Annotated in this window: 22 protein-coding genes; 5 read left to right on the top strand and 17 right to left on the bottom strand. The window is 59.5% G+C overall.

Annotated elements, in window-relative coordinates; all coding sequences use genetic code 11:
• Positions 1-190: 190 nt before the first annotated feature.
• From ACZ3HH_RS27615 to soxR, 10 genes are all read right to left on the bottom strand, one after another.
• The gene (locus ACZ3HH_RS27615) at positions 191-1,108 is read right to left on the bottom strand and encodes a metal ABC transporter substrate-binding protein (RefSeq protein WP_465809449.1); all 918 of its coding nucleotides are present in this window, start codon (positions 1,106-1,108) and stop codon (positions 191-193) included.
• Entirely contained in the window at positions 1,109-2,008 is a 900-nt protein-coding gene (locus ACZ3HH_RS27610) for a metal ABC transporter permease (RefSeq protein ID WP_007906536.1), read from the bottom strand.
• A complete protein-coding gene (locus tag ACZ3HH_RS27605; protein ID WP_465809447.1) occupies positions 2,008-2,871 on the bottom strand; it encodes a metal ABC transporter ATP-binding protein in 864 nt (287 codons plus the stop codon). The genes ACZ3HH_RS27610 and ACZ3HH_RS27605 overlap by 1 nt, the downstream gene beginning before the upstream one ends.
• Positions 2,868-3,797, bottom strand: coding sequence for a metal ABC transporter substrate-binding protein (locus ACZ3HH_RS27600; RefSeq protein WP_465809445.1), 930 nt, complete (start codon positions 3,795-3,797; stop codon positions 2,868-2,870). Before ACZ3HH_RS27600 ends, ACZ3HH_RS27605 begins: the two co-directional genes overlap by 4 nt.
• A gap of 35 nt (positions 3,798-3,832) precedes the next feature.
• Positions 3,833-4,408: a DUF6162 family protein gene (locus tag ACZ3HH_RS27595; protein WP_465809546.1), complete on the bottom strand. Its 576-nt coding sequence runs from the start codon at positions 4,406-4,408 to the stop codon at positions 3,833-3,835.
• An 8-nt stretch (positions 4,409-4,416) separates the two neighbouring features.
• Entirely contained in the window at positions 4,417-4,737 is a 321-nt protein-coding gene (locus tag ACZ3HH_RS27590) for a hypothetical protein (RefSeq protein WP_465809443.1), read from the bottom strand.
• Complete coding sequence (locus ACZ3HH_RS27585; RefSeq protein WP_465809441.1) at positions 4,734-5,276, bottom strand: thiamine pyrophosphate-binding protein; 543 nt, start codon at positions 5,274-5,276, stop codon at positions 4,734-4,736. The genes ACZ3HH_RS27590 and ACZ3HH_RS27585 overlap by 4 nt, the downstream gene beginning before the upstream one ends.
• On the bottom strand, positions 5,273-6,478 hold the full coding sequence (locus ACZ3HH_RS27580; RefSeq protein WP_465809439.1) for a PepSY-associated TM helix domain-containing protein: 1,206 nt from the start codon (positions 6,476-6,478) through the stop codon (positions 5,273-5,275). Before ACZ3HH_RS27580 ends, ACZ3HH_RS27585 begins: the two co-directional genes overlap by 4 nt.
• A 329-nt stretch (positions 6,479-6,807) precedes the next feature.
• Entirely contained in the window at positions 6,808-7,266 is a 459-nt protein-coding gene (locus ACZ3HH_RS27575; protein ID WP_192344136.1) for a VOC family protein, read from the bottom strand.
• A gap of 245 nt (positions 7,267-7,511) precedes the next feature.
• A complete protein-coding gene (gene soxR / locus ACZ3HH_RS27570) occupies positions 7,512-7,979 on the bottom strand; it encodes a redox-sensitive transcriptional activator SoxR (RefSeq protein ID WP_465809436.1) in 468 nt (155 codons plus the stop codon).
• A 94-nt stretch (positions 7,980-8,073) separates the two neighbouring features.
• Here soxR and ACZ3HH_RS27565 point away from each other — a divergent pair, with 94 nt between their 5' ends.
• Entirely contained in the window at positions 8,074-8,439 is a 366-nt protein-coding gene (locus tag ACZ3HH_RS27565; protein WP_465809434.1) for an antibiotic biosynthesis monooxygenase, read from the top strand.
• On the opposite strand, the gene ACZ3HH_RS27560 is transcribed toward ACZ3HH_RS27565, so the two are convergent.
• The 4 genes from ACZ3HH_RS27560 to msuE form a co-directional block, all read right to left on the bottom strand.
• Entirely contained in the window at positions 8,436-9,539 is a 1,104-nt protein-coding gene (locus ACZ3HH_RS27560; RefSeq protein WP_465809432.1) for a sigma-54 interaction domain-containing protein, read from the bottom strand. The two genes, ACZ3HH_RS27565 and ACZ3HH_RS27560, sit on opposite strands and share 4 nt — an antisense overlap.
• Before the next feature lie 24 nt (positions 9,540-9,563).
• Positions 9,564-10,751, bottom strand: a complete 1,188-nt coding sequence (locus ACZ3HH_RS27555) for an acyl-CoA dehydrogenase family protein (protein ID WP_465809430.1) — start codon at positions 10,749-10,751, stop codon at positions 9,564-9,566.
• Positions 10,752-10,961: 210 nt separating this feature from the next.
• Positions 10,962-12,107 (bottom strand): FMNH2-dependent alkanesulfonate monooxygenase, encoded by a 1,146-nt coding sequence (gene ssuD, locus ACZ3HH_RS27550; protein ID WP_465809428.1) that lies wholly within the window; start codon positions 12,105-12,107, stop codon positions 10,962-10,964.
• 10 nt (positions 12,108-12,117) lie between these two features.
• A complete protein-coding gene (gene msuE, locus ACZ3HH_RS27545; RefSeq protein ID WP_008006482.1) occupies positions 12,118-12,681 on the bottom strand; it encodes an FMN reductase in 564 nt (187 codons plus the stop codon).
• A 390-nt stretch (positions 12,682-13,071) separates the two neighbouring features.
• Between msuE and ACZ3HH_RS27540 the strand changes: the two genes are divergently transcribed.
• From ACZ3HH_RS27540 to ACZ3HH_RS27525, 4 genes are all read left to right on the top strand, one after another.
• The gene (locus ACZ3HH_RS27540; RefSeq protein WP_465809426.1) at positions 13,072-13,341 is read left to right on the top strand and encodes a hypothetical protein; all 270 of its coding nucleotides are present in this window, start codon (positions 13,072-13,074) and stop codon (positions 13,339-13,341) included.
• A gap of 101 nt (positions 13,342-13,442) precedes the next feature.
• Positions 13,443-14,057, top strand: a complete 615-nt coding sequence (locus ACZ3HH_RS27535) for a LysE family translocator (RefSeq protein ID WP_465809424.1) — start codon at positions 13,443-13,445, stop codon at positions 14,055-14,057.
• Positions 14,058-14,262: 205 nt separating this feature from the next.
• Complete coding sequence (locus ACZ3HH_RS27530) at positions 14,263-15,429, top strand: cysteine desulfurase family protein (RefSeq protein ID WP_465809422.1); 1,167 nt, start codon at positions 14,263-14,265, stop codon at positions 15,427-15,429.
• 55 nt (positions 15,430-15,484) lie between these two features.
• Positions 15,485-17,293 carry an aminopeptidase P family protein gene (locus ACZ3HH_RS27525; RefSeq protein WP_465809420.1) on the top strand — a complete coding sequence of 603 codons (1,809 nt, stop codon included), beginning with the start codon at positions 15,485-15,487 and terminating at the stop codon, positions 17,291-17,293.
• 169 nt (positions 17,294-17,462) lie between these two features.
• Here the strand turns inward: ACZ3HH_RS27525 and ACZ3HH_RS27520 are convergent, their stop codons facing one another.
• From ACZ3HH_RS27520 to ACZ3HH_RS27510, 3 genes are all read right to left on the bottom strand, one after another.
• Positions 17,463-17,744: a hypothetical protein gene (locus ACZ3HH_RS27520; RefSeq protein ID WP_030132257.1), complete on the bottom strand. Its 282-nt coding sequence runs from the start codon at positions 17,742-17,744 to the stop codon at positions 17,463-17,465.
• Between the two features lie 169 nt (positions 17,745-17,913).
• Positions 17,914-18,801: a threonine/homoserine exporter RhtA gene (gene rhtA / locus ACZ3HH_RS27515; protein WP_367372388.1), complete on the bottom strand. Its 888-nt coding sequence runs from the start codon at positions 18,799-18,801 to the stop codon at positions 17,914-17,916.
• Positions 18,798-19,001, bottom strand: a 204-nt coding sequence (locus tag ACZ3HH_RS27510; protein ID WP_465809417.1) for a hypothetical protein, incomplete at its 5' end; no start/stop codon positions are given. The genes rhtA and ACZ3HH_RS27510, both read right to left, overlap by 4 nt.

The raw sequence follows: 19,001 nt of genomic DNA, 5'->3' as shown, positions 1-19,001 counted from the left end.
AAAGCCCGCTGAACCAGTGACGGTCAGCGGGCTTTATCAGGCCTGGAGGTTTGTGTCGCCTGTCAGACCGTCATCGCGGGCAAGCCCGCTCCCACAGTGGATTGGTGTTGTTGCATAAATAGAGTGAACACCAAAAATCCCTGTGGGAGCGGGCTTGCCCGCGATGAACGATAACGCGGTCCAACTGACGTTACACCCCGCTCAACCCCCTGATTACCAAGTCCACATTTCCCTCAAGCTCGGCCACCGGATCCACCGCATCGACACTCAACACCACCAGCCGACTACCAGCCTCGGCAATTACCGCTTTCACCGCGTCCGACGGCTGGCGATGATGCAACACCACCGCCACATCATTGTCCTTGAGCGTCGCGCCCAATTGCTTGAGCGCCTCCGGTGTCCACTCGGCATCCGATCGTGCATCAAGGCCAATCAGCTCCAGATTAAGGCCTCCTATCAGATAGCCGAAATGATCGCTCAGGCTCATCACACTCAGGTTGTCGGCATTGGCCAAGCGTGACTCACTGTCAGCGCTGAGTTTGAGCAGGCGCTGTTTGAGCGTTGCCAGGTTGGCGTCGATCTTCGGTTTGGCCGCTGGCGCCAGGCGCACCAGGTCTGCCGCCATGACATCCGCCATCCGGCCCATGTTGTTGCTGGCCAACCAAGGCTGACTGTTCAAACCGTCGACCTTATTGCCGGGCTGCACGGCGATGCCGGGCAGGGCGCCGTCCACTGGGCGGGCGGCGTCGATTTCAATGATGCGGATATTGCTGCGACGGGCGTTCGGGTACAGCGGATCGTCCGGCCATAGCGAGCGCAGGCCGATGACCGCATCGGCGTCGATCGCCAGCTTATTCAGTGCTGGAGCGCCGCGGCCTGTGAAGTAAGCGGTCTGCCGGCTGCCAGGCAGATTGGCCGGTGCGGCACGCTCAAGATTGACATCGGTGCCTTTGAGCAGAACTTCGCCCAAACCATAAGTGATCGGCAAGGACGCCAGCACTCGTAACGGCTTGGCGCTGTCAGCCGCGAACAGTGGGGTATTGACCAAGCCGCAGAGGGGCAATGTGAAGGTTAATGCCAGACTCAGTTGACGCAGAGAAAAAGACATTTATCCGAGGTTCCCTTTCAGACTTGGAACGATGCCGCGAGCAATCGCGGCCAGGGCGAAGGCGATACCGGCCACCAGAATGATCGCGGCACCGGACGGGATAGGCAGGTCAAAGACAATCGGCGCGAGAATTCCGCACAGCGTGCTCACCGTGGCAATCAGCACCGAACACCAGAAGAAACCCTTCAACGACTGGCTGAGCAAGCGCGCGGCCGCTGCTGGAATTACCAATAGGGCGCCGACCAGAATCGCCCCGATGACTTTCACCGCCGCCACCGTGATCAGGGTCACCAGAATCACGAACAGGTAATCCAGGGTCTTCACCGCCACACCGCGTACCGCCGCCAGTTGCGGATTGAAACTGGCGAGCATGATGCGGTTGTACAGCGGCAGAGCCAGCGCCATCACCAGCGAACCAACGATGGCCAACACCAGCAGGTCATTGCCGTTGACCGTCAGCACCGAACCGAACAGCACGTTTTCCAGAATGTGTACGTTGATCTTGCCCGCCAGAATCAACAACAGGCTGGCACCCAAGGCCAACGACACAGAAAGGAACACACCGATCAAAGTATCTGGCGCCAGCCCGGTACGATTGCGCAGGTAGTTGAGCAAAATGCCGAACAGCAGGCAGTAACCGAACAGGCTTCCATAAGGCCCGGTGTAGGGCTCGCCGAGCAGAATGCCGATGGCCACGCCGGTCAGCGCCGCGTGACCCACCGCTTCGGAGAAAAATGCGAAACGCTTGACCACCACCAGCGTACCCAAACCGCCCAACACCGGGCCGATCAGCAGCCCGGCGAGCAGGGCATTGACCACAAATCCATAGGCCAGCGCTTCCGGCAGGTAACCCGACGAGGCCCAACCCTGGACCATCAAACGAAAGGCTTCGTAACTCATCAGGCAGCGCTCCGGGGATGGGTCGAGAACAAGGTCAGCAGTCGCTCCGGGGTCAGTGCCTGTTTCGGTGTGGCATCGAACAGTACCCGGCGATTGAGGCCGGTGACCCGGTCCGCCAGTCGCCCGACCGCTTCCAGATCATGCTCGATCCACAGCACGGTGATGCCACTCTGGCGCCAGTCACCCAGCAGCCGTTCGAACACTTGAATACCGGCCTCATCAAGGGCCGACATCGGTTCGTCGAGCACCAGCAGCTGTGGCGCCGGAATCAGTCCCTGGGCCAACAAAACGCGTTGGCGTTCACCGCCGGAGAGCGCGCCCATGCGCCGCTTGCGCTTGTCCTGCATGCCGACCCGTTCCAGTGCTTCGCCGATGGCCGCCGCGTAATGTTTGCTCAACCCGAGGAACGCCGGGCGCCGCTGGCACATGGCGGCCATGAAGTCATCGACAGTCATCGGTAAACCGCGATCGAATTCCAGCGCCTGAGGCACGTAGCCGATGGTCCCCGGTTCGCCAGGCCATTGCAGGCTCAGGTGACCCTGATGCGGCATTTGCCCGAGCAGGGTTTTGATCAGCGAACTCTTGCCGCCACCGTTAGGGCCGACCAGTGCATGCACGCTGCCGGGCCGGACCTGAAAGGTCACCTTGTCGAGGATCGTCGTGCGGCCCAGCGTGAGGCTGACCTCGGCGAAATCCAGCGTTGGTCCCGAAACCTGTGGGAGCGAGCCTGTTTCCGGGCGGCGATCCGACGAATACGGTGTGTCATTTAACGATGATGTTGACTGACTGGACGCTTTCGCGAGCAGGCTCGCTCCCACAGGGGATTCGGGGATGGTCTGGCTGATGGTTTCTTTAGCGGTCATGCGCCGGACTCCTGAATCGCCCGGACCACGGTGTTGAGGTTGCCGGTCATTTCTTTTTCGTACTTGTCGGCGGTGTATTCGCCATAGGAAATGTGCGACAGCGGATAGAGCTTCACCCCGGATTCACGCTGGATGGTCTCGACGTAGGTGGACGGGAAATCCATCTCCGAGAAGATCACTTTCACGTCCAGTTCCCGCAGTTGATCGATGGTCTTTTTCAGCTGGCTGGGGCTCGGTTCGATACCGTGGGCCGGCTCGACCACGGCAGTCACTTCCAGGCCAAACTCGCGCAGCAAATAGTCGTAGGCGGCATGCACCGTGGCCACGCGCAACTCCGCGTTCGGCGCCTGGGTCAGTTTTGCCAGGGCATCGGCGCGCATCTGCCGCAGGCGTTTGCCGTAGGCGCGGGCGTTCTGGGTGTAGGTTTTGGCGTTGCTCGGGTCAAGCTTGCCCAGTTCCCGGGCGATGTTGTTGACCTGGGCAATGGAGGCGCTGATCGACAGGAACGTGTGCGGGTTGACGACCTTGCCGGCACCCCGGGCAGCGACGCCGGTGGCGGCCAGCAGGGGCACGTTTTCGTTGGCTTCGATCACCTTGATGTTCGGGGTTTCGCTGGCGGCGATCATGCGATCGGCGAAGTCGTCATGGCCCACGCCGTTAAGCACGATCACGTCCAGACCGCTGATGCGTTTGATGTCTTCGGCCCGAGGTTCATAGGCATGCGGGTTGAAACCGGCCGGGATCAGTGGCACCACTTCGGCCTTGTCGCCGACGATGTTGGCCACGTAACTGTAATAAGGGTGCAGGGTGATGCCGATGCACAGGCGCTTGGCTTCGTCTGCACTGGCCAAAGGTGTCAGCAAACAGGCAAACAGGCCGACCAGCAGCAAGCGAAAAAAGGCATGACGTTGAGATGAACTAGGCATGGGAAAGCGGTCTTCTCTCGGGTGAAGGCGAGGGTTCAATGCCGATGCTGGCGGGTGACGCCGGCATCGAATTGCGCGACGATCTGCTGCCAGCCGGCACCGTTGAGCGCAGCGTCGGTGAGATCGTTCGGAACGGGGAGGGCGCTACCGCGGTTGAGCCAGATGTCCGGCGCGGAGTCGTCTTCAGCGGTCAAGCGCATCAAAAACGAGCCGGCGACGGTTGGGGTCTGGCTCTGGCCGAAGTACGCCTTGGCGTCCAGCAACTGCCAGGCATGGCCGCCGCGGCTGACAGAACTGGCGTCCTGGGCAAATGGTGCAAAGCCTTCATCGGCGAGGGTGGCGGGCGTGGGCAGTGCTTGCTGTTCCTGACGCAACAGATGAATTTCATCCAGCGTGACCCGCAGGTCAGCGTAAATACCTTGCTCGGATGCGCTCAGATCACGGCGGGCATCCAGTTGATGGCTGCCAACGCTGCTCACTTCCTGAGGCTCGCCACGCCAGGCGACTACCGACCCGGCAACCGCCAGGATCATCAGGCACAACAGCAACACATAGAGGGTTTCATGGCCGGCACCGGCCGGGCGAACAACTTGGGTGGTGGGCGAGATCATGCTCACGTTCAGGGCGCCTCGATGTCGGCTTGGTCGATCTCGACGACATGGCCGGGACCGGCGTCGAACAGCACATAGAACTCAGCGCCGGGCTTCTTGAACGTCAGGGTCGAATCGGCGCCGAGCTTGCCCGGCACCAGAATGGTTTCGTCGTAGCCGATCACGTCCAGGGTCACGCCCGGTGCGCCGCTGCCGTCGGAAAAACCGCCGGTGCATTGAATCTGTTCGGCGTCGATGGCTTTGCATTCGCACATCGGGTTATGGGCCAGGGCGCTGGTGCTCAAGGCGACGCAGAACATCAATAGAACGGGGCGAAAAGCGCTGATCATGGTTTGCCTCCTTGTTTGTTCAGCCATGCGAGAGTGGCCGGGGATGCCTGGCTCAGGGGGATGGACGCTTGATGCATGGCGCCGTCCCAGCCTTCCATGGTGATCCACAGCTCGGCGTCGGTTTTGGTCTTTTCAGGCACTGGCAGCATCGCGCCCATGCGGTATGGCGTGCCGAAGAAAATCACCCCGGCCGCGCGCAGGCTGCGAGGTTTGCCGATGCGCAGGTAAGTCGCCTTGACCTGATCGCGACAGCGTTCGCACAGCGCTGCGTTGAAGCCTTTCATGTAGCCGGCGGGGCCAGTCAATCGCGGCGCTTCATTGCGCAGTTCGGCCAGTTGCAGGCTCCAGGGACCGACCTGGATTTCGCCGATTTCCCGCTCTCCCAGTCCGCTGTCACCGCGAAACAGCGAGGCGTCGGCAAAGTATTTGGGCATGAAGCCCAATGGGATCAGCAGCAAGAAAATGTTGATGTGCAAGCGCCATTTGCGCCAGAGCAGGTTCGCCCGGGTAGGCTGCGGTGCAGAGATCGTCTTGCTCACAGGTTGCCCTCCGGAGTCTGTTGGTTCATGACCGTTTGCGGTCTCGACACCGGACGCGGAGCCTTGTTGCTGCGCTTGAATGCATTGGCGGTGGCCAGGGCGGTGCGTTTGGTCCAGATCAGCAACCCGCTGAGTATCATCATGCTCAGCAGCAAACCGAAGAAGAACCAGATCAGCTTGATCCATATCCCGCCAAAGTCACCGGTGTGCAACGGACGCATCGACTCGGTCACGAATTCCAGACCGGTGCGATCGCTCAGCAACCGCGTGCTGGCGATATCGCCGTTGTACGGGTTGACCTCGGCCGTCTGGAACATCAGCGGATACCAGCTGCGACCGCCGACCGAAAGATGGCTGTAAGCATTGCTCGGCAGGGTGACGAAACTGGCATCGAGTCCGGGGATCTGCTCTTGAGCGACCTTGATGGCTTGTTCCAGATTGATCATCGGGGCCGGCTTTCCGGTGCTGGTCAGCGGCACGCTTTCTCGCGAGACGACCGACACCACCGGTTCCGTGGTAATCGAAATCTGGTTGTCGAACAGAATCGCCTTGATCAGGAACCAGACACCAGTGATCGAGATCACCGCAATGAACCAGATCGACCAGATGCCGCTGAGCCGGTGAAAGTCGCCCCAGAAAATCCGCGCGCCATGACGAATGCGCAGGGTCGGTCGGAAAAAGCCTTTCCAGAACCGTTTGTAGACCACCAGCCCGGTCACCAGCGACGCCAGCATCGGCAGCGCGAGGAACGACACCAGATACCAGCCCCAGCTGTAGCCATTGGTGAACGGCACCAGCCACCAGCCATGCAGTGCTCGGGTGAACGCCTTGAAGTTGAATTGTGGAGCGGTGCCCTGAATCACCCCGCTATAGGGATTTACATAGACCGTCACCGAGCGTCCGTCCGGGTAACTGACGTCCACGTCGAGGGCGAAATGCGACTCGTCGGGGCGACTGATGCCCTCGACCAGCGTCTGGGGTTCGGCCTTTTTGATGGCGGCGATGATCTCGTCATAATTGAGCCGCGGCGCATCGTCCGAAGGCGGGCTGGCACGCATTTGCGGATTGGCGAGCCAGACGATCTCCTGACTGACCACCGCCAGCGTGCCGGTCACACAGACGATCAATACAAAGAACCAGATGGGCAGCGCCAGCCAGCTATGGACCAGAAACCAGAGTTTTGAGCGGGATTTCTTCGACATGATTAAAGGTCTTGTTTCGATGAGAGGAACGCTGCTGTGGGCTTCCCAGCGTTGCGGTCCATGAAAAGTCCGGCCGTGGCTTTTGCCTACGCGACCGACTGCATCTAAATAAGACGTATGAGCATCGGAAATCCCGAAAAGGGATATGAAAGTAAATGTTTCGTATTTCTGCTGCCTTGTGCGGGCTTGCTCGCAAAAGCGATCTGAGGATCAACATAAGATGTTGAATGTGATGGCCCCATCGCGGGCAAGCCCGCTCCCACAAGGATTGCGTAAACCCTGTGGGAGCGGGCTTGCCCGCGATGGGGCCGGATCAGGCAACGAAGATCTCAACCCTGCTTAAACATCTCCTTCGCCCGCTGTTCGATCTGCTCCTGAGTCAGATCTTCCTTGCGCGTGGCCAGAAACCACAAATGCCCATAGGGATCCTTCAAAGTCCCCGAGCGGTCGCCATAAAACTGATCCTTGACCTCGGACACCTGCGTGGCACCGGCATCGATTGCCTGTTTAAAGGACTTGTCCACATCGTTCACATACAGATGCAGCCCCACGGACGGCGACTTGTCCGGATTGCTCAATGGGCCTTGGTCACAGGGTGTACCAAGCATGATCGGGCAGTCGCCGATACGCAGCTCGGCGTGACCGATGCCGCCATCGGGCATGGCCAGGCGCATGACTTCGGTGGCGCCAAAGGCTTTCTTGTAGAAGTCGATGGCTTCGGCAGCTTTCTGAATACCCAGATAAGGGGTGATGCTGTGATAACCCTCTGGAATAGGTTTTACGCTCATGACGGTTCTCCTTTTGTTGTGGGGTTAAGGTGTTCCTTCGCCGATTTCCGGTCGAACAACTATAGGTCAGCCCTTTCCCCGCAACCGAGTGCCCGACGAGCAGCAGATTACTTCCCAAACCTCCATCGACTGGCAGGACGCCATCGCGAGCAGGCTCGCTCCCACAGTAGTTTTGTGTCGTGAACGAGAATTGGGTCTGAAACAAATCCAATGTGGGAGCGAGCCTGCTCGCGATAGCCGCACCGCTATTTCCGATCAACCCCCGACTCAAGCAGCTGCGCCCCCGGCCCGTGCTCACCCAATACATCTCCAAAGTTACGCAGCGGACACGCCTCCATCGACAAACATCCACACCCGATACACCCATTGAGCCTGTCCCGCAGCAGGGTCAGCTGATTGATCCGCTCATCCAGATCCCGGCTCCACTGCGCCGACAACACTTTCCAGTCCGCCGCCGTCGGTGCACGGTTATCCGGCAGGGATTTCAACGCCTCGCCAATCTCCGCCAGCGGAATCCCCAAACGCTGAGCCACTTTTATCAGCGCCACCCGGCGCAATACTTCCCGCGGATAACGCCGCTGGTTGCCCTGATTTCGATTGCTTTTGATCAGTCCCTTGGACTCATAAAAGTGCAGCGCCGTGACCGCCACACCACTGCGGGCGGCCACTTGGCCGACGGTCAGTTCTTTATGCAGGTTTTGCGAGGTGATCATTTAAAAAATGCCCCTTGACCTCTAGTTAGCTCGAGGTTTTACCCTGCAGGCCTTCGGATCGCAAGATCCGGCTTACAGTGAGTGGGGACTATTCATGCACGCGCCAGAGAAGAATCGCAGCTTCACCCAACTGATCGAATTCGAGATCGAACCCCGTCAGCAGGCCGCGCTGGTGTCGGCACTGGCGGCGCACACCGAACGTCTGGCCCAAGGCTATACAGGTTTTCTGAGTGCCAGCATCCAGGCCAGCGACGATGGCCGGCGAGTGCTCAACTACCTGCAATGGCAATCCCGCGAAGCCGGAGAAGCCGCCTTTCAGAGCGTCGAAAGCGGCGAACAGGATTTCTGGCAACTGATTCACACCCATCGGGCGAAAACCGTGACCTTCGGATCATTTCAGGTGCTGCATAGCCTGGCGCTTAGTCACGACAACGCGTTGCACTGCACGCTGATCGGCTAGATCGACAACTGCATTAAACGCTCACCCTGTACGTTCTCCGTGGGGCGGCGTTTATTCACCGCCAGCTCGCCGATCTTGATCAGCCGGGTTCGGGTTACGTTGCGGCTCAGCCCCAGCAGGGCAGCAGTGTGCACCTGGTTGTAATGACTGAAGCGGTAAGCTGCCCGCAACAGCGCATCTTCGACTTTCTCGTGCAGCGCGCCGGCCTGTTCCTCGAAGAGCTTTTGAAAGGCCCGATCGAGCAAGGCTTCCGGTGAGTCGTCGACGCTGGCGTGATAGTCGTCCTGACGTTCGATGCGCATGTTCGACAGGCGCAAGTCATCGCGCTCGATCACACCATTGCGGCAGATCAACAGCGTGTGGTGAATGACGTTTTCCAGTTCACGAATGTTGCCCGGCCAACTGTAGCTGCGCAGTTTGTGTTCGGCCTCCTTGCTGATGGTGATGCTGCCGTAACCCAAACGCTGGCTGTAGGCTTCGACGAAATGCCGGGTCAGCGGCAGGATATCGCCGGGACGCTCGCGCAACGGACTCAGTTCCAGGCTGACTACATCGAGGCGGTAATACAGGTCCTCGCGAAAGTGCCCGGCATTGATGGCTTTTTCCAGTTGCACATTGGTCGCCGCCAGCACGCGCACATCGATGGGAATGCTCTTGCGCGAACCCAGCCGCACCACTTCGCGCTCCTGCAACACCCGCAGCAATTTCACCTGAATCGCCATCGGCAGATCACCGATTTCGTCGAGGAACAAGGTGCCGCCATCGGCCTCTTCAAACCAGCCGGCCTTGGCACTCAGCGCCCCGGTGAAAGCACCTTTTTCATGGCCGAACAGCTCGGCCTCCACCAGCGATTCGGAGAATGCACCGCAGTTCACCGCCACGAACGGCCGGTTGCGCCGGGCGCTGAGGTTGTGGATGTGTCGCGCCACCAGCTCCTTGCCGGTGCCGGTTTCGCCGATGATCAGTACGCTGGCCTCACTCGGCGCGACCTGCTGCAAGTGCGCCAGCAGGGCCTGGGATTTCGGGTCTTCGAACACCTGTGCCGTGGCGCGAATCGAGGTGGCCAGCGCGGGCGAGGGCGGTAAGGTCAGCAGTTGCATGGGTCAGGCTCCATGAGTGGAAGGCTATGAATAGAAGGTCGGGATCGGCAGGGACTGGTTCAGTGCCCAGTCACCCAGTTCATGGAGTTTGTAATCCACCGGGTCGTGCAGGGTTTGCGTGCGCAAGTTGCGCCAATGGCGGTCCAGCCGCAGTGAGGCGTGAGTCGAGCGGGCGCCGGTCACTTCGAACAAACGGCTACAGAGTTCCAGGCCATTGCGCGTCGCTGCGACCTTGGCGGTGGCGATGGCGGTGGCCAGATGTCCGCGTTCCTCGGCGCTCAGAGTCGGCCCCTTGGCCCAGGCTTTGTCGAGCAACTCGGCGGCGCGTTGCACCAGCAATCGAACACCTTCCAGCGCCACCCAGAATTCGCCGTAATGGCTGAGCACGTAAGGATCCTGCCGCACATCCGCAGCACTGGACTTGTGCCAAGGACGGGTCTCGGTGAGGGTGTATTGCCGCGCTTCTTCAAAGGCGCCCTCGGCAATACCAAGAAACATGTGGGTGAACGTCAGCTGGGCAATCAAGGGGCGCAGGCAGGCGAACGGCGTGCTCAACGGACCTGGGTCGAGCAGCAATTCCGACTCTTCGACCCGCACCCGTTCAAACGTGGCGCTGCCGCTGTCGGTCTGGCGCTGACCCATGTTGTTCCAGTCGTTGTGCAGCGTGATACCGCTGCGCCCGCTGGGAATCGCGGCGATCAACAGCTTGCCGCCGGCACTTTCATCGACGGCCGAGGCGATCAGCATTTCCGAGTCGCTGGCGCCGGAGCAGAAGCTCTTCTTGCCGGAAAACTCGCGCCAACTACCTAGGTTTTTCACCACGGTGCGGGTGTCCAACGGGTTGAGGGCGTTGCCCCAGAACCAGTTCTTGCGCGCCGTCTGTTCAAACCACGGTTGCCATTGTTCGGGCCGGGCGAACAGGCGCACGGTGGCGAGCATCAGATGATGAAAGCCGAAGACGTGAGCGATCGAACTGTCGACCTTGGCGAACTCGCGCACGATGTTCAGGGTTTCACTCCAGTTGGCGCCGAGGCCGCCGTACTGGACGGGAATGCTTAAAGCGAGCAGGCCGCTGTGGCGCAAGGCATCACGTTCGGCTTTCGGCGTACCACCGCGTTCATCGCGCTCGACAGCGGTCAGGGCAAACTCGGCCGCCAGCTGGCGGGCGGTCTGCAAGGGGGACAACAGGGCGCTTAGCGGCTTGGCAGTCACGCGGGGTTCCTCTTAGGACTCATCTCAAGTTTCCAGGGGGAATGGGGCTCTTGTGGCGAGGGAGCTTGCTCCCGCTCGGCTGCGAAGCAGTCGTAAATCGGCTTGTGCGGTTTTTCAGAAGATCCGCGCTCACCGGTTATAGGACTGCTTCGCAGTCCAGCGGGAGCAAGCCCCCTCACCACAAATTTGCGGATCCACAGGAGAGCGGTTTCAGGCCGTGGCTTTGGCCGGCAGCACATCATTGGCAATCATTTCGCCAAACGGCCCGGTGAGGTTGGTGACGCCACGTCCGGCCAGGCTGGCATACGGCTCGGGCAGCAGCGGGAACACCAGTTCGGCAAAGCGATAAGCTTCTTCGAGATGCGGGTAGCCCGAGAAGATGAAACTCTCGATCCCCAAATCCGCGTACTCCTTGATCCGCGCCGCCACTTGCTGCGGGTCGCCCACCAGCGCGGTCCCGGCACCACCGCGCACCAGACCGACACCGGCCCAGAGGTTGGGCGAAATTTCCAGGTTGTCGCGACGGCCGTCATGCAACGCGGCCATACGTCGCTGGCCTTCGGAATCAAATCGCGAGAACGACTTTTGCGCGGCAGCAATGGTTTCGTCGCTGATGTGCTCGATGAGTTTGTCCGCGGCTTTCCAGGCCTCTTCGGCCGTCTCGCGCACGATCACATGCAGGCGAATCCCGAACTTCACCGTGCGACCGTTTCGCGCCGCGCGCTCTCGAACATCGGCCAGTTTTTCAGCCACGGCGGCAGGCGGTTCGCCCCACGTCAGGTAAACGTCGACCTGCTCGGCAGCCAGGTCATGAGCGGCCTCGGACGAGCCACCGAAATACAGCGGCGGATAAGGTTTCTGCACCGGTGGATACAGCGCTTTGGCGTTCTGCACTCGCAGGTGTTTGCCTTCGAAATCCACCGATTCGCCTTGCAGCACACGGCGCCAGATCTTCAGGAATTCATCGGTGACTTCGTAGCGTTCGCTGTGATCGAGAAAACTGCCATCGCCACGGTTTTCATCCGGGTCACCGCCGGTTACCACATTGATCAGCAAGCGGCCGCCGGACAGTCGATCCAGGGTCGCGGCCATCCGTGCCGAGACCGTCGGCGAAATAATCCCCGGACGAATCGCGACCAGATACCGCAGGCGTTCGGTCAGTGGCACCAGGGCCGAGGCGATCACCCACGAATCCTCGCAGGAACGCCCGGTAGGAATCAGCACGCCGTGGTAACCCAGACTGTCGGCAGCCTGGGCGACTTGTTTCAAATAGTTGAGCGTCACCGGGCGCGCGCCCTGTGTGGTGCCCAGGTAATGGCCGTCGCCGTGGGTCGGCAGAAACCAGAAAACATTCATGAAGAGATCCTTAAGCGATTTTCAGCAGATTTTTGGGGTGTACGCCGAACAACGGCGCCGCGCGTTCTGCAGCAAGACGAATGCGGGCCTTCAAGGGCTCACTGGTTATTTGATAATTGGAGAAGTCGGCTTCGGTGGCATAGACGCCAATCGGCAAGGTCAGGGCCTGGAAGAAACTGAACAGCGGCCGCAACTGATGATCGAGCACCAGCGCATGACGTTCGCTGCCACCGGTGGCGGCCAGCAGCACCGGAGTGTCGATCAGCGCGTTGAGGTCGATCAGGTCGAACAGGTGCTTGAGCAGGCCTGGGTAGGAGCCGCGATAAACCGGCGCGGCGACGATCAGCAAGTCGGCGCTTTCGATCGCTTGCAGCTCGGCTTCGATATCGGCGCTCAGTTCCTGACGCGACAGCGCGGCGCCCAGTGGTCGGGCGATATCGCCCAGTTCGATCAGCTTGCTCTCGATCGGCAACTGCTCGGCCAGTTCGGCCAACAGCGCCTGGGTCAACACCAAAGTGCGAGACGGACGCCAGGTACCGCCGGAGAGGGCAACGACTTTCAATGGACGCGACATGATCAGTTCCTTTTTTAAACAGTTGCTCAGCGAGCAGTGATGAGTCACCGGAGTTGAGCAAGAGCTGTACCAATCCTTGGGAGCCCCGTTTTCCGTGGCTTTCAGCGCGGTTGCTGGCAGGCACTGTTCGATTTGACCGGCTGTTTGTTGATTGACTGTTGCCAGGCAAACAGTTGCGTGGGCAACAGTGCGTGAGGCGATGGAGTTGTTTATAAAGGCTCTTTGTTATTCCGTAAAAGACCATAAATTAATATTTATAGATCATTTGGAGATATGAGGCCGGCGTTTACCAAAGTCGATAGCGACTATCGAGAGCGTTGATTTCTCCCCTTCAAGCGGCGCGGGTAGCCTGTGTTCATTGCCCCAAACACAGATCTCCGGACGTCCGAAATGAAATCTCTACTCGCCACTTCCTTGCTGCTTGCCATCTCCGTTCTCGCCGGATGTGCCAGCCATGTTTCACCGGAATTGCGGCCCTACACCGCCGAAGAAACCCGGGAACTGGCGCTGGAGGCCCTGAATCGTCGTGGCTTGTCCTTCGACGAGTACCACGCGAAGAAAGCCGAATTGCTTGGCCAGCCGGCAAAATCGTTCAGTTTCGACAAACAAGGCGAGATGAACGCCGAACGCGCAGTACAGCTGCACGGCCGCCAAAGCTGAGCGACAACTGTACTGCTCGAACTTTCACGCAACTGTCCGTGGGTTTCCCTCAAGGCGTGCGATAGGGTCAACACCTGACTGACCCTGATGGACTGCCACCCATGACACTCTCGCTCGACCTGCTGCTGGGCTTTGCCCTGTTTGCCCTTGTCACCTCGATCACCCCCGGTCCGAACAACACCATGTTGTTGGCCTCTGGTGTGAATTTCGGCTTTCAGCGCACCATTCCCCACATGCTGGGTGTCACTTGTGGCTTCTTCGTCCTGGTGGTCGCTGTCGGTTTCGGCCTGGGCACGGTGTTTCAAACCTATCCAATGCTTTACACCGTGTTGCGCTATGTCGGCGCGGCGTATTTGCTGTACCTGGCGTGGAAGATTGCTCATTCCGGGCCGGTAGCCGAGGGTGAACAGGGCGAGGGCAGGCCGATCAGTTATTTGGGTGCGGCAGCGTTTCAATGGGTCAACCCCAAGGCCTGGATCATGGCCATCGGTGCCATCAGCACCTACACGCCGATGCAGGGCTATTTCACCAATGTGATTGTGATTGCCGCGGTTTTCGCCTTGATCAACCTGCCAAGCGTCGGGGTGTGGGCCGGTTGCGGCACGCTGTTGCGCAATGTGCTGCGCGATCGCCGCTGGTTGCGGCTGTTCAACTGGGGTATGGCCTTATTGTTGGTGGCTTCGATGTATCCGTTATTGCTCGAAAGTTTTAGCTGACGCATTGCTTCATCCGGTGGCCCGATGCCTGTTAAGCTCGACTTCAGGAGCGTTCCTACGCACTTTTAAATGAAGTTGTTCTTCTTTAATGGCCTCCGATCAGGTATTGCTGTCGTTCTGAAAATTCAGCGTCGCTCATGAGGCGGCGCTTTGACATTTCCAGTGACGAGCTTCCTGATCCCGGAACACGCTCTGCGAGTCTTTTATGAATAAACGTCCGTTGTATTTCGACTACGCCGCCACCACGCCGGTGGATGAGCGGGTCATCAAGGTCATGGTCGAGTGTCTGGGTTTCACAGGTAACTTCGGCAATCCAGCGTCCAGTTCCCACGCCTTCGGCCAACAGGCCCGGCAATCGGTTGAGCAAGCACGGCGCCAGGTCGCCGAATTGGTGGGCGCCCAGGCGGAACAGATCGTCTGGACTTCCGGCGCCACCGAATCCAACAACCTTGCCCTCAAGGGCGTGGCCCAGGCCCGGGGTGTATCCGGCGGCCACATCATCACCAGCCAGATCGAACACAAAGCGATTCTCGACACTGCAAAACAGTTGCAGGACGCAGGCGTTGCGGTGACGTATCTGGTACCCGATGCTGAAGGCCTGATTACCCCGCAGGCAGTCAGCGAAGCGATGCGCGAGGACACCTTTCTGGTGTCGCTGATGCTGGTCAATAACGAACTGGGCACCATCAACGACATCCCGGCCATCGGCCAGGTGGTGCGTGATCGCGATGCGTTATTTCACGTTGATGCGGCCCAGGGCGCGGGCAAAGTGGCGATTGATCTGGCCCGGTGGCCGGTGGATTTGATGTCGTTCTCGGCGCACAAGGTCTACGGTCCCAAAGGCATCGGCGCGCTGTATGTCGGTCCTCGTGCGCAGCAGCGTCTGCAGGCGCAGATCCACGGCGGCGGTCACGAGGGCGGGTTGCGTTCCGGCACGCTGGCGACGCACCAGATTGCCGCAATGGGGGCAGCCTTCGCGTTGGCGGCCACCTCGTTCGATGAAGAAAAAGCCACTATCGCGCGTCTGCGTGAACGCTTGCTCGAGCCGCTGCTGAGCATTCCCGGCGTGCGCCTCAATGGCAGCCCGACCCAGCGCATTCCCCATACCCTGAGCCTGACTTTCAATGAAGGCGAGTTCAGTTCCGCGGCGTTGAGCGCCTCAATCGCATTTTCCGCGACCTCTGCCTGCAATTCCGCCAGCAATGCGCCGTCCCATGTGCTGCTGGCCCTGGGGCATGACGCTCGCTCGGCCAGTCGCACCATTCGCTTGAGCCTGGGGCGTTTCACCACCGAGCAGGATATCGATCAAGCGGTACACCTGATTAAAGCAGCTTGCGCCGGTGCTCCGGCATTCTGGGCGACAGGTCCTTAAGCGCCGACTCTGATCGGCACCGAATAATAATGATGAGTGGTTAGCAGGAGACACGATGAGTACACAGCCTTTGACCAATGGATTGGTACCCCAGCGCCTGGCGCAAACCCGCGAGCTGATGAGCCGGGAGGGCATTCATGCTCTGTTGGTGCCGTCAGCGGATCCGCACCTGTCGGAATACTTGCCGGGCTATTGGCAGGGACGGCAGTGGCTGTCGGGTTTTCATGGCTCAGTGGGCACGCTGATCGTCACGCCGGATTTTGCCGGTGTCTGGGCCGACAGCCGCTATTGGGAACAAGCGAGCAAGGAGCTCAAGGGCAGCGGCATCGAACTGGTCAAGCTGCAACCGGGTCAACCCGGCCCGCTCGATTGGCTGGCCGAGCAAACCTCTGAAGGCGGTGTCGTCGCAGTCGATGGCGCGGTGATGGCCGTGGCCTCCGCGCGTACTTTGAGCAGCAAACTCCAAGAGCGCGGCGCACGTCTGCGCACCGACATCGATCTGCTGAGTGAAGTCTGGAGTGACCGTCCAAGTCTGCCGAACGAGCCGATCTATCAACACTTGCCGCCTCAGGCGACAGTAAGCCGTGGCGAAAAACTCGCCAAATTGCGTGAGGTGCTGAAAGAGCGCGGAGCCGACTGGCATTTCATCGCCACCCTCGACGACATCGCCTGGCTGTTCAACCTGCGCGGCGGCGATGTGTCGTTCAATCCGGTGTTTGTGTCCTTCGCCCTGATCAGCCAGCAGCAGGCCACCTTGTTCGTGGCCCTGAGCAAAGTGAGCGCCGAGCTGCGCGCCATTCTCGAAGAGGACGGCGTGACCCTGCGCGATTACAGCGAAGTAACCAACGCCTTGCGCGCCGTGCCGAGCGGCGAGAGCCTGCAAGTCGATCCGGCGCGGGTCACGGCTGGTCTGCTGGATAACCTGAACAACGGTGTGAAACTGCTCGAAGGCCTGAACCCGACCACTCTGGCCAAGTCGCAGAAAAGCCTGGCCGATGCCGAGCACATTCGTCGGGCCATGGAGCAGGATGGCGCGGCGCTGTGCGAATTCTTCGCTTGGCTGGAAGTGGCCTTGGGGCGTGAGCGCATCACCGAACTGACTATCGACGAACACCTGACCGCGGCGCGTACCCGCCGCCCGGATTATGTGTCGCTGAGCTTCAACACGATTGCCGCGTTTAACGCCAATGGCGCCATGCCGCACTACCACGCCACCGAAGAAGAACACGCGGTGATCGAGGGTGACGGCCTGTTGCTGATCGACTCCGGCGGCCAATACCTGGGCGGTACCACCGACATTACCCGAATGGTGCCGGTGGGTACGCCGACTGACGAGCAGAAGCGCGATTGCACCCGCGTGCTCAAAGGCGTGATTGCACTCTCTCGTGCACAGTTCCCACGAGGCATTCTGTCACCGTTGCTGGACGCTATTGCTCGCGCACCGATCTGGGCCGAAAGCGTCGACTACGGCCACGGCACCGGTCACGGCGTCGGCTATTTCCTCAATGTTCACGAAGGCCCGCAAGTCATCGCCTATCAGGCCGCGACGGCACCGCAAACCGCGATGCAGCCAGGCATGATCACGTCTATTGAACCGGGCACTTACCGTCCGGGGCGCTGGGGTGTGCGGATCGAGAACCTGGTATTGAATCGTGAAGCAGGCAAGAGCGAATTTGGGGAGTTCCTGAAGTTCGAAACTTTGACCCTGTGCCCGATCGACACCCGTTGCCTGGAACCGTCGCTGCTGACCGAAGATGAGAAGCAGTGGTTTAACGGTTATCACACCGAGGTGCGTGAACGCTTGAGCCCGTTGCTCGATGGCGCGGCCCTTGAGTGGTTGAACACCCGAACCGCAGCTATTTGAACGGTTTGAGTCCAGGCGCTGTTTCCAGCGTCTGGCTCAGGTCATAGGTAGGCGCTGGTTATTGTTAGTCATGGATATCGCCCTTTGCTGAACGGTCATTGACTGATGAGCGTTAGCAGCATCGGGGCGAAGGACTATCGGGCTACGCAAACCCGATAGAAAGGGAGGGTTACTTGCAGATGACGATCATGCTGCGACTGGTATAGCCGGCAGGGTTGAGGCCGAACGGATAGTCACCGGGTTCTTCCACCGCATCACCTGACTTGGCGATGACCTTGTAACCCTTGGGCGCGCACGAATTGGCGGCGCTGGTGTAGCACTTGTCCCACGAAGACGAGAGCCCCGAACAGTTGATATGCAGTCCTTTCTTGCCGTGTTTCATCTGGGGTTTCGAGGTTGCCGCGCAGCCCGCAATTGCAAGTACGGCGATCAGTATCAAAATTCGTTTCATTGCTGTCCTTAATAGCGGCCCCGGATCTACGCCTGGGTCTGCCTGCATTCGCTTTTGCGTGAAGCGTTCTGATATCCCTATCTGAAAAAATCCATGTCTGACACTGAGTTACGTAGCCTAAACATGGCCTAATTGAGCGGCAAATACCAGACCTTCGTCAAATCTCGTTTCAATCCGCTGCGACCGCAGGCTTGGCGGTACTCCCCATGGTCATGGTCGCGCCGACGGAAGCCAGAATGATGCACAGGATAGCCATCCACTGTGACAGGGAAAGGTATTCCTGGAGGAACAACAGGCCGGACAGCGCGCCGATCGCAGGTTCGATGCTCATCAACGTACCGAAGGTCCGGGCTGGAATCCGTGTGAGGGCGACCATCTCCAAGGTATAGGGCAGGGCGGTGGACAGAATGGCGACGCCGATGGCCACGGGAATCAACGAGGGTGTCAGTAACGCGGCGCCAGCGTGGACAATGCCGATGGGAGCCACGAACAGGGCGGCTATCATCACGCCCAACGCAGCGGTCTGCACGCCATTATCAGCACCAGCCTTCTGGCCGAAGAGAATGTACAGCGCCCAGCAGACACCAGCACCGAGGGCATAACCTGCGCCGACCAGATCGATGCTTGCGCTTGTGGCGCCTGTTGGGATCAATAGCAGTAAACCCAAGGCTGCCAGAGCGATCCATAGAAAGTCGATCGCCCGACGTGAAGCATAAATTGCGACTGCCAATGGGCCGGTGAACTCCAGGGCTACGGCGATACCCAGAGGAACAGTGCGCAAGGACATATAGAAGAGGAAGTTCATGCCGCCCAACGCCATTCCGTAGACGATAACGGTGCGCAGGGATTTTGCGGTGAGCTTCGCTCGCCATGGGCGTAATAGCAGCAGCATGATCACACTGGCAAAGATCAGTCGCAGGGTGGTCGTTCCTTGAGCACCGATAACCGGGAACATGCTTTTGGCCAGGGAAGCTCCAGACTGGATGGATGCCATGGCTATCAAGAGCAGGCCAACCGAGAACAGAGTCGAGGCAAGGCTACGGGGGTGATCATTCATTGCGTGGCATCGTCCGAAGTGGCAAGCGAAAGTATTATTGTATGTATTGGGCAATATACTGCGCATTCGTTGCGGGCACGTCTATATATAAGCAGGGATTTTGAACATCCTGATAGAAAAATCAAATCAGGGGTTGACGGCAGATTCTGGAAGTCTATAATTCGCCCCACTTCCGGCGCAGTCGAAACGGAAAACTCCTT

The organism is Pseudomonas sp. PME37.24/025, from assembly GCF_055556615.1.
This window is presented reverse-complemented; position numbering and strand designations above follow the sequence as displayed.